Consider the following 13,829-nt stretch of genomic DNA (forward strand, 5'->3'; position numbering starts at 1 on the left):
GTGGATACTCCCTGTATCTTCGTCTTATCGAAAAATGGTACAAAGCTGCATGGTGCCCCGTGCGGGGCGGGAATGCAAGCGCACCTGAAAACGTTAACACGGTTACCCAAAACTCGTAAAAACAGTGTAGGAGAACGAACCCGTGACCGATCAAGAGATGAAAGATCGAATCCTGGCGCTGCTGACCCCTAAAAATATTGAGGATGGAACGCGCGTTATGGCCTATACTATGTTCTATCGAAAACTGTTTGGCCGCCAGCCAAACAGCGAAAATGAACAGCGTGTTCAACGCATGTTGGATGCCTTGGTCGCAGAGGGTAAAATTAGCCGCTATCCCGACATTGGTGTCGCCGAACCACCTTATGTACTCAGCTAAAACGGTTTAATTCATGACTGGCATGTCACGTATTGATGCAACAGCGCAGCGTTTGGATCTGCTCTTAACCCCTCCACACGCATGCAGCTATTTAGACAATCATGAAGCGGCCATTCTATTCGTAGAACCCAGCCTGCCCATGAGTGCGCCCCTCTATGAGCATCTCATGGAGCGAGGGTTTCGTCGCAGCAGTGAACATGTCTACCGCCCCTACTGCGCCCAATGCGATGCCTGTGTCTCTGTACGTATTCCCGTCGAGCGGTTTAAAATGAGCCGTAATATGCGCCGGATATGGAAACGTAATGAAGACCTAACCGTTGCATCCGCCACACCAACCCACCGCGAAGAGTGGTTTGAACTCTACCGGCGCTACCTCGCTTCACGCCATGCCGGCGGCCCCATGGATGACCCCCAACCCAGCCAGTTTATGGAGTTTCTTAACGCCTCTTGGTCCCATACCCGGTTTGTGGAGTTTCGGTTGAACGGTCGCTTGATCATGGTGGCGGTGGTTGACGATCAACCCAAAAGCCTCTCTGCCGTTTATACCTTTTTCGACCCCAATGAAAAAGCCCGCAGTCTCGGTACCTACGCCATCTTGTGGCAAACCGAAGCGGCTAAACAGGCCGCGCAACCCTGGGTCTACTTGGGCTATTGGATCAAACAGTCGCCAAAAATGCGCTATAAATCCAGATTCACCCCCCTGGAAGGGTACCGCGACCGCCGCTGGCGTGACCTAACCCCCAGCGAATTGGCTTAAACACACCGCCAAACCGCGCCCTAACCTTGTACCATGGCACCACCCTGACGTGGGCCAACCAGCACCCCCCTACCCCATCCCTTTATACAGGGCTCAGTACCCGTACTTGTGCCATCCATCCGGCCAAGCCTCCCCTACCCCATTTTTGGCCCCTAGCGAGACCATGTTCCACAATTGACCAATCTGTTTCTCCGTCTCATCCAGCGTCCCTGTATTCCAGATAACCCAATCCCCACGCTTAATTTTTTCTTCTTCGGGCATCTGCTGGGCAATAATCCGCCGTTTCATATCATCACTCATACCCCGGCGATTCTCCAACCGTGCCCACTGTTGATCCCCACACCCTACCACCACCGCCATGTCACAGCGCCCCTCGCCATTGGTCTCAAACAGCAAAGGAATATCTATCACCACCACCGTATTGGGCTCTTCTTCAGCCCATTTTGCCAATAATTTACTCTGCATACGCCACACATAAGGATGCACAATGGACTCTAAATCCTTACGGGCAAGCTCATCGGCAAAAACAATCTGACCCAATTTTCGACGATCCAAGGCGCGGATATCCCCCTCGCCTTCCTCCATAATATCTTGACCAAAACGGGCTACCACCGCATGCCACTGCTCAGTGCCAGGCTCTAACGCTTCCCGCGCAAACCGGTCAGAATCCAATAAACGTGCGCCACGCTCCACCAACATGGCCGCAACCGTGCTTTTGCCACTGCCAATAGAACCGGTTAAACCCAATAGATACATGCTAACTCCTAACCATCCACAGCAGATAACCCTGCTTGAAGGATTCATCCAAAAACAGATAAATCCAAGCCGATAAAGCCAAAAAGGGACCAAAGGGTATAGGGGTCTGTTTCTCTTTCCCCCCCCATATCAACCAACCACCCCCCACCACGACCCCCAACAAAGCTGAACCAAAAATAATAAAATAGAGCGCTTGCCAACCCAACCAAGCACTCAATACCCCCACCAGCTTGACATCCCCCAAGCCCATTGCCACCCGCCCCGTGACGCGATACCACACCTCAATGAGTACCAACAACCCACCAGCCCCCACCACCATACCCAAAAGGGCATCCCCCATTGAGGGAAAGGGACTACCCAACATGGGCAGTGCGCTACACACCACACCCACCACCAGCAAGGGATAGGTGATTATATTGGGCAGAATGCGCTTTTCCATATCTATCGCAGAGAGCAGCAAGAGCGCCAGTCCAAACAGTGCCAATAACCATCCTTCTGCATTTGAACCAAAACGGGCAATGGCCATCACCACCACAACCCCTCCCAATAACTCCATCAAAGGGTAACGCCAATGGATGGGATGGTGACAATAGGCACAGCGTGCTTTTAACCATAACCAACTAAATATTGGTATATTATGATACCAAACAATATTTTTTTTACAGAAGGGGCAGTGGGATGGCGGGTTAACCACGCTCTCTTTTAGGGGGATACGGTGAACACAAACATTGAGAAAACTGCCAAACACCAGTCCAATGACCAGAGCTGTGCCAAGATCAAGCCAAGCGGTTGGGGGCAATGGAGCAACTCCTGGTGAAAAAGGGTTCTTAACAAACAGTTCTATCTTAAATAAAAGAGATTGTAGAATAAAAAGGGCCTGTGGATAACTAGAATAACCCTGTTAACCCTCTCTTTAACAAACTCTTTTAGGGACACACTCAGGTGGAGTATCTACCCTTAGATCCTCTGTTGAAGTTGGGGATGAAAGGGCTACCTCATAAAAAAACGACGTTATGAACATAACCACAGGGCCACTTACAGCGACTTTTAAACAGCCCTCTGTGGATAACCCATAGCTTTATAAAATACCGATCTATTTAAACATGTTACTGACGTAGTGTATGCTCAACCAGCTCAACGGGCATGCTGTGCCCTGTCCATAATTCAAAGGCTTTGGCCCCTTGATGGATCAACATGGGCAGACCATCCTGCCCGCCTAATTGATGTTGTGCGGTGGCCCGTAGCAGTGGGGTAGGATGGGCACCATAGACAATATCACTAACGAAGGCGTGGTGTGGAAGTCGTGCCAAGTCAATATAGGGAATGGTCTCTCCCTTTAACCCCATACTGGTGGTGTTAATAAGCAGGTCACACGACTCCAGCGGCAGTTGATCGGCTTGGGTCGGTGCAACCATAAGCTGTGTGTTGGGTGCATAGGGTTGCATGGCCTCAATCAGAGCCTGCGCACGCTCAATGGTACGGTTGGCGATGATAACCCGTGCGGCTTTGGCTTGAATAAGTCCATATAAAATGGCCCGTGCCGCGCCACCAGAACCCAACATAATGGCGGTTAACCCCGACAGGTCACTACGCCAAGCCTCTTTAAGTCCGGTAATAAACCCATAGGCATCGGTATTATGACCGGTCATTTTGCCATCGTCATCAATCACCACGGTGTTAACGGCACCAATATGGCTGGCCTCTTCACTAAGGGTGTGCATCAGCGGGAGCAGGTTCTCTTTGTGGGGAATGGTGGCATTAAAACCGCGCATGCCCATAGCCGCAAAACCCTGCACCGCTCGCACTAAATTGTGTGGTTTGACCGGTAGCGCCACATAACAATAATTGAGTTGACAATGACGCAGGGCCAGATTGTGCATCTTGGGTGAAAGGGAGTGACTTACAGGGTCCCCAATGACCGCAAGTAGGCCTGTTTCACCATTAATATTAAGCGCTTTAGAGAGCATGTTCATGAACCCTATATGGGGTTGGGAATATCAATAAAGGTGTGTTCCAGGGAAAAGGTTTGGGCCAACCTTTCACCCACAGCCTGCACCCCAAACATTTCGGTGCGGTGGTGCCCAGCCGCGACAAAGTGAATGCCCATCTCACGGGCCACATGGTAAACCGGTTCAGAGGCTTCGCCGGTTAAAAACAGATCGGCACCAGCGGTAACGGCCTCGTGAATCAACTCTGGTGCCCCCCCGCTACAGACGGCCACTTTGCGAATGTTTGGTGGTCCATAGGGCAGTACCAAAGGCTCTCCACCAAACAGCTTTTGCAGCTTTTGCTGGACCTGATCCAAAGACAGGGATTGTTCCCAATGGCCCATTTTGGAAAGGGCACTGCCCTTATAAACACCAAAAGGCTCACCGGCTATGAGTTGCAACCGATTGAGAATTTGGGCATTGTTACCCAACTCGGGATGCATGTCCAGGGGTAGGTGAAACCCCATCAGGGTTATATCATGCTCTAACAGTAGTTTAAGCCTATGTTTAAGCATGCCCTCGACAACCCGTGGGTCTTTATTCCAAAACAGACCATGGTGGGTTATGATCAACTGCGCATTAACAGCCACCGCAGCCTCAAACAGTGCCATACAGGCGGTTACGCCACTTACCACACGGGTGATGTTGTGCCCACCACGCACCTGGACGCCGTTGGGGCAGTAGTCATCAATACGGTCGCACTGGAGTATGTTGCGTAGGTGGGTTTCAATCTCGGTCAAGTTGGCCATAAATTTCGTCAATCCTTGTTCAAAGCGATTTTCTCTGTTTCAATGAGTATAACCTTGAGGCCATCTATTTGGATAGTTTCTGGGTTGCCTCCCCCTTTTACCTTTAGGGAGTTGTCACACCCATGACCATGCCACGGGATATGTTTCGCATTGATCCAGACCCAAATATCCAGCGGGTTTTGGAGGCTGATTCCTATTGGCAAGCGCGGGAAAAAATTTTAGATACGCTCATCAAACATACACTCATTGATTCCTATAATAAATTTCGCAAAGCGCGTGAGCCCTATCCTTTTATCAGTCGTTCTTCATTACGTCCGGGTTCGGTGGTCTCATCCAAAGAGTATAAACTGCATAACAGCGCCTTGGTGGTGCTGCTGGCGGATGTTATGCCCGCTTCTCTGCGCAAGCATTTTCGGTGTCGTTTGGCCAACCGGGTGATTAAAAAAAATATTGCGGGGGTGGCACCGGATCTACCGGGGCTAAACGAGTACGATACCGCATGGCGGGATGTGCATCATGAGGGTTTTATTAAACTCATGCGTATGATGTTACCCTTGGATTTTGCTCTGTTGGTGCAGCCCAGTGACGAGGATGATCGGTATCAGTTGACCAACTTTCACGTCAAAATTGAGCGACTGTTGGATATGGCGCTGCGCACCATGGGGCACCATCTTAACTATCTGGAACGGGGCCTCTATGAGCAGGGAGAGACCTTTATTGACCAGTTGGAACGTAAATTTTTTGAATATTTTAACTACTACCACAATGCGGCTGGGCGTCGTGGAGCCAGTGCTTTAGCGGCTCAGGTATTGGCTATGGAGCAGCAGGAAGCCACCATTTTTAGCACTTCTCAGCAGGATCGGCGGCTGACGTTGTTAACCACCTACAACGATAGCCATGATCTTAAAATTGAACAGTATGTTTTGCTTTCGTTAGAGCCGGATGAGTATAAAACACTCAAACAGTGGGGTAAGGATGTGGCATTGGATATCCGTAACCACTATTTGATCCATCCACAGAAGAGCACGCAACCTGTGGTGGTTATGCGTCTGGTTTATCAACACACCGAAGCGGCCCAACCCAACGCCGATGGAACACTGCGGGAACTTAATGTGCGAGAGCGTTGGATACGCTTGACAGAGGAGACCATTATACCCCTGCATGGGGGGGCTCAAGCGTTTATTGGTTATCCGGTAGCTTATAAAAAGGATACCGCTGAGGTGGATGGTAAATCTTGTCCCTTACCTGTGAAGTAGGGGAAAAACTTATCCACAACACGTTGTGCAAAACCCCTGTTGACCTGCTATCTCTGGCTGTTCATAACTCGTTTTTTTGACGTGATTATCTTTTGCTCCCCAAATTATAGGGGGATCATCCTAGGCTTTATGCACGTTTATATGCTCTTTTAATGATTTGAATTTCAATATGTTTTTTTGTTTATTCCAGTTATCCACAGCACCTTTTTCTAATTCAATCTTTTAAAATCTATTTAGAAATAATTGTTAACCTGCGGTGGTCCCTGGAATTGACACTGCGCCCGCCAAATCCGTATAGTCCATAGAACTGACTCTTCTCTGTTTAAGTTTGGCAAGTCGCACCATGGTTGAAAAACAGGGTGCTTGTTTTGCCGTTACTATTTTTGTGAAAGTTTCTCATGAAATCCAAACACCGCTTTATCCAAGCCTGTTTTCGTCAGCCTGTAGACCGCACGCCTATTTGGTTAATGCGTCAAGCGGGGCGTTATCTGCCGGAGTATCGGAAAACACGGGCACAGGCTGGGGATTTTATGGCGTTGTGCAAAAATACAGAGTTGGCAACTGAGGTGACGATGCAGCCCATTCGCCGGTATGGGTTGGATGCGGCGATTCTGTTTTCGGATATTTTGGTCATTCCTGAAGCGATGGGTATGGATGTTCGGTTTGCCACGGGGGAGGGTCCTCTTTTGGATCCGCCGGTGCGTGTGCATGGAGATATTGAAAAGCTTATACATACCGATCCAGAGGATAGTTTGGATTATGTGATGCGGGCGGTGGCCTCGATTCGTAAGGCGTTGAACGAGGAGATCCCTTTGATTGGTTTTTCGGGTTCTCCTTGGACGTTGGCGACCTATATGGTGGAGGGGGGGTCGAGTAAGACCTTTGGTTTGGTTAAGGGCATGCTCTATGACGCGCCAGAGTCGATGCATCTGCTGCTGGACAAGTTAGCAGATATGGTGGCGGCCTATTTAAATGCGCAGATTAGACATGGCGCACAGGCGGTGCAGATTTTTGATACCTGGGGTGGGGTATTGAGTCAGCCGACTTTTAGGGAATTTTCGTTGCGCAGCATGAAGGCGGTGGTGGATCGTTTGGATCGGACCAATAGCGCGGGTGAGCGGATACCGGTGATTCTGTTTGCCAAGGGTTGCAACGCCATGGTGGAAGATATTGCGCAGAGTGGTTGTGATGTAGTGGGTCTGGATTGGACCTCGGAGATTGGTCCATTAAGGGAACGGATTGGTCATAAGGTTGCCTTACAGGGCAATATGGACCCTGCGCTGTTGTATGCATCGCCAGAGCGTATCGCTCAAGGTGCGCGGGAGGTTTTGCAGGCGTTTGGGCCGCATCCGGGACATATCTTTAATTTGGGGCATGGCATGGCACCGGATATGAGCCCGGATCATGTTGAAGCGTTGGTAAGGGCGGTAAAGGAAGAGGGCTTGAAAATTCATCAGGGAGTAGCGTGATGCATGCGCCCATTAGCCAGGTATGGCAATTTGATTTAGAGCTGATCAACCGCTACAACAAGTCGGGTCCGCGTTATACGTCGTATCCAACGGCGCCGCATTTTCGTGAGGATTTTGGTCCTGATGCGTTTAGGCAGGCGGTGGCGCGTTCTCAGCAGAAGGATCCTGGCAAGCCATTATCGCTCTATTTTCACATCCCCTTTTGTGACACGGTTTGTTATTACTGCGCGTGCAATAAGGTGATTACGCCAGATCGTGCGCGGGGGGCGCGTTATTTGGAGTATTTGCTTCAGGAAGTCGCCCGTATGGGGGCCTTATTTGACCGCAAGCGGGAGGTTGTGCAGTTGCATTTGGGGGGAGGTACCCCCACCTATTTGGACAATGGGCAGTTGCAACGGTTGTGGGATGCGGTGAACGCGCACTTTACGTTGGTGGAGGATGCGCGGGGGGAGTATAGCTTTGAGGCAGACCCACGGGAGTTACCGGTTGGGGCGGTGGCGGGTTTGCGCAAGATGGGGATGAATCGAATCTCTATAGGTGTACAGGATTTGGATCCGGTGGTGCAGAAGGCGGTGAACCGCATACAGCCATTGGATTTGACCAAGCGGGTGGTGGATGAGGCACGGGATTCTGGTTATGCGTCGGTGAATGTGGATTTGATTTATGGTTTACCCTTTCAGAGCGAGGCAGGTTTTAGGGAAACTTTGAGGGCGACCATTGAGGATTTGGATCCAGATCGTTTAGCGGTTTTTAATTATGCCCATTTACCGCAATATTTTAAGCCTCAGCGGCGCATCAACGAGGCGGATTTACCATCGCCGGACACCAAGTTAAAGATATTGGAGATGGCGGCGCAGATGTTGGTGGAAGCGGGTTATGTGTACATTGGCATGGACCATTTTGCCAAGCCGGATGATGAGTTAGCGGTGGCGCAGCGGCAGGGGGTATTGCATCGCAATTTTCAGGGTTACACAACCCATGCGGAGTGTGATTTGGTTTCGATGGGCTCGACATCCATCAGCCAGATTGGCAATACGTTTGCGCAGAACATCAAGGAGTTAGAACCCTATTATGAGCGTATTGAGCGTGGCGAATTGGCCATTTTCAAGGGTTTGGAGCTGACGGAAGATGACATGTTGCGTCAGGATGTTATTATGCGCATGATTTGCGATTTTCAGTTGGATCGTGAGCAGATATCCAAAAAACATCATATTGATTTTGATCAATATTTTAGTGTTGAGCAGGAGGATATCAAGCGTATGGTAGAGGAGGGGTTGATTGAGGATGATGGACGTTTGATACGGTGTACGCCGGGTGGTCGGTTATTGATACGCAACATATGCATGACGTTTGATTGGTATTTACGGAATGCAGAGCAGAAGAAGACTTTTTCGCGGACGATATAGTAAGGGGTTTATCGCCATGGAGATCCTTGCACGGGTCGATATGGTAGAGGGGCTATTGGAGAGACCTTGCATACCCTAGAGCCTTATGAAAAGGGATCGGGGGAGGCTGGGTGGGTGAGCTCTGCTTGCCCACCCAGCGGGTGCAGGGTGGCGCTTAACCTTTTTTCAATCGTAAAAACAATGAAATAAGGTATGATCCTCGGAAAAATTTATCCTTTGAAAAAGAGATCCCCCACCCAGCCCCGTTCAGGATTATAACAGCATGACAAAAAATCCCATTCTTATCATCGGCGGCGGTATCTCCGGTCTCTCCACAGCCTGGTTTCTGCATAAAAAGGGAGAAAAAGTCATATTGCTGGAGTCCCGTGACCGCGTGGGCGGTAATATACGCACCAGCCGTAACCCGGAAGGCTACCTGATCGAACACGGACCCAACTCCACCCTGCAAAAACCCGGCGACGAAGAAGATGCCTTGGGCCGTATCATCACAGATATGGCGTTGGAATCCGAACTTCAAGAAGCCAACCCCCTAGCCGCCCGCCGCTTTGTTATGAAAGGGGGTCAACTGCATGTGCTGCCAACCTCCCCACCAGGATTTATAAAAACACCCCTGTTTTCCCTCTCTGCCAAACTACGCTTATGCCTGGAGCCCTTTATCGGTAAGAGCGAACAAGAAGAGAGTATTGCCCAATTTGTCATCCGACGTTTGGGTCAAGAGTTCCTCGATTACGCCATTGAACCCTTTGTCTCTGGCGTCTACGCAGGCGACCCTAAACAGCTCTCTGTACGGGCCGCTGTGGCTAAAATCTATGCGCTCGAAGCCAAATATGGCTCCCTGATTAAAGGGGCCATCGCCCTGGGAAAAATCCGTAAAGCCGCCGGCATGCCCCGTGGACGCATGATCTCTTTTGAGACAGGTATGGAAACTCTGCCCGCCACCATCGCGAACAGGTTGCCCCACCAGAGCATCCACACCAACGCCCAAGTAACCGCCCTCTGCCAACATGGCGCTGCGTGGCAGGTTAGCTGGCAACAAGGGGGGCAACACGGGGGTGAACCCCACAGCATCATCGCCTCCCAAGTGGTGCTGGCCACTCCCGCTTCAGTCTCCGCCCAACTGCTGCGCCCCCTAAGCCCTCAAGCCGCAGACCTGCTGGAGAGCATCCGCTACGCCCCTGTGGATTCGGTGGCCCTGGGCTATGCCAAACAAGATATAAACCATTCTCTCGATGGATTTGGTTTTTTAATACCACGAAAAGAGCAGGTTACAACCCTTGGTGGACTCTTTTCCACCACCCTGTTCCCAGGTCGAGCTCCCCAAGATAAAGCGCTGCTCACCTGCTTTATCGGGGGTATGACCAACCCCTCCATCACCCAATGGTCAGAGGAGAAGGTGGTGACTCAGGTGGATCAGGATATGATGGCCGCCCTAGGCATCCAACACGGGGCCGAATATGTCCACCTAACCCGCTATACTCATGCCATCGCCCAATATGAACAGGGCCATTTGCAACGGGTAGGGGATATTGATAGGGCATTGGCAGGCTACAAAGGGCTGCATTTGCGTGCTAACTGGCGGGATGGGGTGAGCGTATCCGACTGTGTATTAAACGGCGAGAAGAGCGCACAGAAGATCCTAGCGGGGGTTTCCTGATGGAGAGATTGATCGTTCTGGATACAGAAACCACCGGCTTTGATCCCAAAGAGGGCCACCGCATTATTGAAATCGGTTGTGTTGAACTGGTCAATATGCGCAAAGGGGATGAACGGCAATGGTATGTCAATCCCGAGCGGGAGATACCCGCTGACGCCACCAAAGTACACGGTATTACCGATGCCGATGTGGCCAACAGCCCAAAATTTAAGGAAATATACCACGAATTTTTGGCCTTTATCGGCGAGGATAGCTTGGTTATCCACAACGCCGAATTTGATATGCGCTTTTTAAATGCCGAACTTACCCGTCTGAATAAACGCTTGGTCATGCCCATGGAACGGGCCATTGATACCATTCCCTTAGCCCGGCGTAAATTTCCCGGCTCCACGGTCAACCTGGATGCCCTGTGTAAACGGTTGGGGGTTGATAACTCGGGACGGACCTTCCACGGCGCACTGCTGGATGCCCACCTATTGGCAGAAGTCTATGTGGAGCTGATGGGGGGCAACCAGTTTAGTTTAGAGATGGCCGCCGATGAGAGCGGCCGAATTGCGCAGCCGTCGGATAGCCCAAAAGATGGCGCACCCGGTCCAGGGCTGATGATGGCTCCCCGCGACTGGCAGGTGAGTGAAGAGAGCACGCAGGCCCATGAGGCCTTTTTGCAGTTGTTGGACAGAGAGTCCGGCGGTGCAGTGTGGAACAAAAACTAGGGGGTATTGTCCATCCATCCCTGGGCGTGCCTGAACGCTGTAGATTCTGTTAAGTGGAGTCAAACCAAGCATGTTACTGCGGCTGTGTGTGGTGGCGGTTTTGATGATCCCCAGTCCATCCTACGGAGGTTCGCTGTTAGAGCCCTGTCTGCCCTGCCACAAAAAGAGCGGTGAACCGGTTAAAACCGATGTTACGCCGCTGATTGGCAGCCAAAATACATTTTATTTAACAGAGGTTTTAAAAGATTATGCCACAGGCAAACGCCCCACCGAGGTGGCCGCCCATAGGCAGATACCCCCGCACCAACAGGCGGCCTATGCTGCCCACTTTGCCCAGCAACGTTGGGTAAGTCCCTGGCAACCGGTGGAGCAAAAGCGGGCAGAGCGGGGCAAAAGCTTGGTTAAGGGCTGTGAGCGCTGTCACCGCGAGGGGGGTAGGGTGCAATTTGATGAAAATCCCCGCTTGGCCGGTCAGCGCATGGCCTATCTGCGTCTGCGCCTACACCAGTTTAGAACAGCGGGTAAAATACCGCCACAGCCAGAAAAAATGCGCAATTTTATCGGCGAATTAAACGATGAGCAGATCGAGGATGTGGTCCATTTTTATGCCAACAATCGTTAAAAGCTTCATCGTGTAAGTGAGGTCGAGCCAGCTTAACCGTGTGGGGTGGGTGCTGCGGGGGGTTTGGTATTCCATGGGTGCATGGCCCGGCATGATAAAATAGGGGGGGTAAACCATGTTTTTGCGGTGGTGCTGTCATCGCCATGACAAAATGTTGGGTATCACCTTGATTGAGATGCTGCTAGGTCTGCTCATTATCGGCGGGTTGTTGGGTATCGTCATGGTGGGGATTGAGCTGCAACACAATGCGCAGAACAAAAAGATCGCCCGCGTTTTTATAGGCGGCTGGGTACAAGCCTATGATCTTTACCATGAACGCACGGGCCGCGTACCAGGAGACCCCTCCAATACGGGACGTACCCATGTTCCGCTAGAGGCCGCCTTTGAAACGCAATTTTCTGGCATCGTTATGCAGCTTCCCCAGGGCGATGGTGAGGGAGGCATCAACAGCTACCGCTACAACGACGAGCAGGGCTATATACACCATTTACGCCTCGCTTTTGAGTCCATTAGCACCGCCTCTGAGGCGATTGGGGTAGGGCTGGTGGGGAATGTGATGCGCCTGGAGGGGGTCTCGCCCACGTTGTTTGCCACCCTGGAAGCGTTGTTGGATGAATCGCTTTCCCGTACACAAGGGACACTGCGCTGTCGCTCCATCTTGGAGATGGATCAACAGGACCCCATGCGACAGCGTAATAAGAGCCAAGCCAACCACAGCTTTGTCTGCTGGTATAAAATGCGTTATTAAACCTTGCTCCAGCCTACCTTTTACCCTCTGCATCAAAGCCGTGACCGGTGGGCTAAGTAAACCTTTTCTTTGTTTAGTAAGTTGACTAAACTGGCGGCTATGGAGCAACCACACTTAGCATACCGTGCCTTTTGTCAAAGCAGAGAGGCGGCGGGTCAATGGCGTCAGCTGCACGCGGTGCAGCCGCTGCCCCGTGGCCGGGTGTTGCGGGATGGGGTGGAGCTGATCAACTTTTCATCCAACAACTACATGGGTTTGGCAGATCACCCCCTGTTGAAGCAGCGGGCCATGGCGTGGACCGAGCAGTGGGGGACAGGGGCCCAGGCTTCGCGGCTGGTGTGTGGCGATCTGGAGCCCTTTGCACGCATTGAAGCCCGCTTGGTGGCAGGTAAGGGGTGTGAGGCTGCATTGGTGCTCAATGCGGGCTATCAGGCCAACAGTTCGGTGATTCCGGCGCTGTTGGATAAACGGGTGTTGGGGGGGGAGCCACTGGTTTTTTCCGACCGGTTAAACCATGCCTCCATGCATCACGGTGTCCAATTGGCGGGGGTGCGGCAGCTACGCTATCGGCATGGCGATCTGGACCATCTGGAGAGGTTGTTAAAGAGGCACGCAGGGGAAAAGGTCGCTAAATTTATCCTCTCCGAAACGGTGTTCAGTATGGATGGAGACCGGATTGATGTGGGGGGGTTGATCGCGCTCAAACAGCGTTATGGGGCCTTTTTATATCTGGATGAAGCCCATGCCACCGGGGTATTGGGACCCGATGGCTTTGGTTTGGCGGCGGCCTATCCGGGGCAGGTGGATTTGGTGATGGGGACCTTTAGCAAGGGGTTGGGGGGATTTGGCGCGTATGTGACCTGTAGCCACGCGCTGCGGGCCTACCTGATCAATCGGGCAGGGGGGTTTATCTACAGCACGGCTCTCCCCCCTGGGGTGTTGGGGGCGATGGATGCCGCGTTGGAGTTGCTGCCCCAGATGGGCGAGGTACGGGCGCGGGTGTTGGCGGGTGCCCAGCGGGTACGAGCTGCTTTGCGCGCAGCGGGTTTGGATACAGGTAACAGTTCGACGCCGATTATTCCGGTGATGGTGGGGGATGAGCAGCGTACTTTGGCGTTGAGTGAGGGGTTGCGGGCAGAGGGTCTGTTGGGGATCGCCATCCGTCCACCGACCGTGCCGGAGGGAACCAGTCGCTTAAGGCTCTCTTTGAGTGCCGCCCACAGCGATGAGGATTGGAGCCTGCTGGCCGCTGCGGTGCCCCGCTGTTTGCGAGAGATCAATGGTTGAGACTGGGGTTTGGGCGGGGTCAAAGGGTGGTCGAGGATTGGCAAGGGC

Annotated in this window: 14 protein-coding genes; 10 read left to right on the forward strand and 4 right to left on the reverse strand. The window is 52.0% G+C overall.

All coding sequences use genetic code 11. The features are described from left to right. The first annotated feature begins 142 nt into the window (after window positions 1-142). Both MMC1_RS00090 and MMC1_RS00095 read left to right on the forward strand, forming a co-directional pair. Complete coding sequence (locus MMC1_RS00090) at window positions 143-376, forward strand: hypothetical protein (RefSeq protein ID WP_011711721.1); 234 nt, start codon at window positions 143-145, stop codon at window positions 374-376. Window positions 377-389: 13 nt separating this feature from the next. Beyond that, window positions 390-1,133: an arginyltransferase gene (locus MMC1_RS00095; protein WP_011711722.1), complete on the forward strand. Its 744-nt coding sequence runs from the start codon at window positions 390-392 to the stop codon at window positions 1,131-1,133. A gap of 93 nt (window positions 1,134-1,226) precedes the next feature. On the opposite strand, the gene coaE is transcribed toward MMC1_RS00095, so the two are convergent. The 4 genes from coaE to MMC1_RS00115 form a co-directional block, all read right to left on the reverse strand. Beyond that, window positions 1,227-1,889, reverse strand: coding sequence for a dephospho-CoA kinase (coaE, locus tag MMC1_RS00100; RefSeq protein WP_011711723.1), 663 nt, complete (start codon window positions 1,887-1,889; stop codon window positions 1,227-1,229). A 1-nt stretch (window position 1,890) separates the two neighbouring features. Next, window positions 1,891-2,637, reverse strand: coding sequence for a prepilin peptidase (locus MMC1_RS00105; RefSeq protein ID WP_227665339.1), 747 nt, complete (start codon window positions 2,635-2,637; stop codon window positions 1,891-1,893). Window positions 2,638-2,995: 358 nt separating this feature from the next. Beyond that, a complete protein-coding gene (locus MMC1_RS00110; RefSeq protein ID WP_041640461.1) occupies window positions 2,996-3,862 on the reverse strand; it encodes a shikimate dehydrogenase in 867 nt (288 codons plus the stop codon). Window positions 3,863-3,867: 5 nt separating this feature from the next. Then, the gene (locus MMC1_RS00115) at window positions 3,868-4,626 is read right to left on the reverse strand and encodes a Nif3-like dinuclear metal center hexameric protein (RefSeq protein WP_011711726.1); all 759 of its coding nucleotides are present in this window, start codon (window positions 4,624-4,626) and stop codon (window positions 3,868-3,870) included. Between the two features lie 122 nt (window positions 4,627-4,748). Here MMC1_RS00115 and MMC1_RS00120 point away from each other — a divergent pair, with 122 nt between their 5' ends. The 8 genes from MMC1_RS00120 (at window position 4,749) to bioF (ending at window position 13,781) form a co-directional block, all read left to right on the forward strand. After that, the gene (locus MMC1_RS00120) at window positions 4,749-5,882 is read left to right on the forward strand and encodes a hypothetical protein (protein ID WP_011711727.1); all 1,134 of its coding nucleotides are present in this window, start codon (window positions 4,749-4,751) and stop codon (window positions 5,880-5,882) included. A gap of 398 nt (window positions 5,883-6,280) precedes the next feature. Then, window positions 6,281-7,351: a uroporphyrinogen decarboxylase gene (gene hemE / locus MMC1_RS00125; protein WP_011711728.1), complete on the forward strand. Its 1,071-nt coding sequence runs from the start codon at window positions 6,281-6,283 to the stop codon at window positions 7,349-7,351. Continuing rightward, window positions 7,351-8,757: an oxygen-independent coproporphyrinogen III oxidase gene (gene hemN / locus MMC1_RS00130; RefSeq protein ID WP_011711729.1), complete on the forward strand. Its 1,407-nt coding sequence runs from the start codon at window positions 7,351-7,353 to the stop codon at window positions 8,755-8,757. Before hemE ends, hemN begins: the two co-directional genes overlap by 1 nt. A 262-nt stretch (window positions 8,758-9,019) precedes the next feature. Further along, the gene (gene hemG / locus MMC1_RS00135; RefSeq protein ID WP_011711730.1) at window positions 9,020-10,411 is read left to right on the forward strand and encodes a protoporphyrinogen oxidase; all 1,392 of its coding nucleotides are present in this window, start codon (window positions 9,020-9,022) and stop codon (window positions 10,409-10,411) included. Further along, complete coding sequence (gene dnaQ / locus MMC1_RS00140; protein ID WP_011711731.1) at window positions 10,411-11,124, forward strand: DNA polymerase III subunit epsilon; 714 nt, start codon at window positions 10,411-10,413, stop codon at window positions 11,122-11,124. The genes hemG and dnaQ overlap by 1 nt, the downstream gene beginning before the upstream one ends. A 70-nt stretch (window positions 11,125-11,194) precedes the next feature. Beyond that, entirely contained in the window at window positions 11,195-11,746 is a 552-nt protein-coding gene (locus MMC1_RS00145) for a c-type cytochrome (RefSeq protein WP_011711732.1), read from the forward strand. Window positions 11,747-11,861: 115 nt separating this feature from the next. Beyond that, complete coding sequence (locus MMC1_RS00150; protein WP_011711733.1) at window positions 11,862-12,494, forward strand: hypothetical protein; 633 nt, start codon at window positions 11,862-11,864, stop codon at window positions 12,492-12,494. A 99-nt stretch (window positions 12,495-12,593) separates the two neighbouring features. Further along, window positions 12,594-13,781, forward strand: a complete 1,188-nt coding sequence (gene bioF / locus MMC1_RS00155) for an 8-amino-7-oxononanoate synthase (RefSeq protein ID WP_011711734.1) — start codon at window positions 12,594-12,596, stop codon at window positions 13,779-13,781. The last annotated feature ends 48 nt before the right edge of the window (window positions 13,782-13,829 follow it).

This window comes from Magnetococcus marinus MC-1, from assembly GCF_000014865.1.
Classification (GTDB): Bacteria; Pseudomonadota; Magnetococcia; order Magnetococcales; family Magnetococcaceae; genus Magnetococcus; species Magnetococcus marinus.

Excerpts from the sequence above, each read along its gene's own strand:
- hemN (WP_011711729.1), top strand. The coding sequence starts at position 7,351 with ATGCATGCGCCCATTAGCCAGGTATGGCAATTTGATTTAGAGCTGATC.
- MMC1_RS00120 (WP_011711727.1), top strand. The coding sequence starts at position 4,749 with ATGACCATGCCACGGGATATGTTTCGCATTGATCCAGACCCAAATATC.
- MMC1_RS00095 (WP_011711722.1), top strand. The coding sequence starts at position 390 with ATGACTGGCATGTCACGTATTGATGCAACAGCGCAGCGTTTGGATCTG.
- coaE (WP_011711723.1), bottom strand. The coding sequence starts at position 1,889 with ATGTATCTATTGGGTTTAACCGGTTCTATTGGCAGTGGCAAAAGCACG.
- hemG (WP_011711730.1), top strand. The coding sequence starts at position 9,020 with ATGACAAAAAATCCCATTCTTATCATCGGCGGCGGTATCTCCGGTCTC.
- bioF (WP_011711734.1), top strand. The coding sequence starts at position 12,594 with ATGGAGCAACCACACTTAGCATACCGTGCCTTTTGTCAAAGCAGAGAG.
- MMC1_RS00115 (WP_011711726.1), bottom strand. The coding sequence starts at position 4,626 with ATGGCCAACTTGACCGAGATTGAAACCCACCTACGCAACATACTCCAG.
- hemE (WP_011711728.1), top strand. The coding sequence starts at position 6,281 with ATGAAATCCAAACACCGCTTTATCCAAGCCTGTTTTCGTCAGCCTGTA.
- dnaQ (WP_011711731.1), top strand. The coding sequence starts at position 10,411 with ATGGAGAGATTGATCGTTCTGGATACAGAAACCACCGGCTTTGATCCC.
- MMC1_RS00145 (WP_011711732.1), top strand. The coding sequence starts at position 11,195 with ATGTTACTGCGGCTGTGTGTGGTGGCGGTTTTGATGATCCCCAGTCCA.
- MMC1_RS00110 (WP_041640461.1), bottom strand. The coding sequence starts at position 3,862 with ATGAACATGCTCTCTAAAGCGCTTAATATTAATGGTGAAACAGGCCTA.
- MMC1_RS00150 (WP_011711733.1), top strand. The coding sequence starts at position 11,862 with ATGTTTTTGCGGTGGTGCTGTCATCGCCATGACAAAATGTTGGGTATC.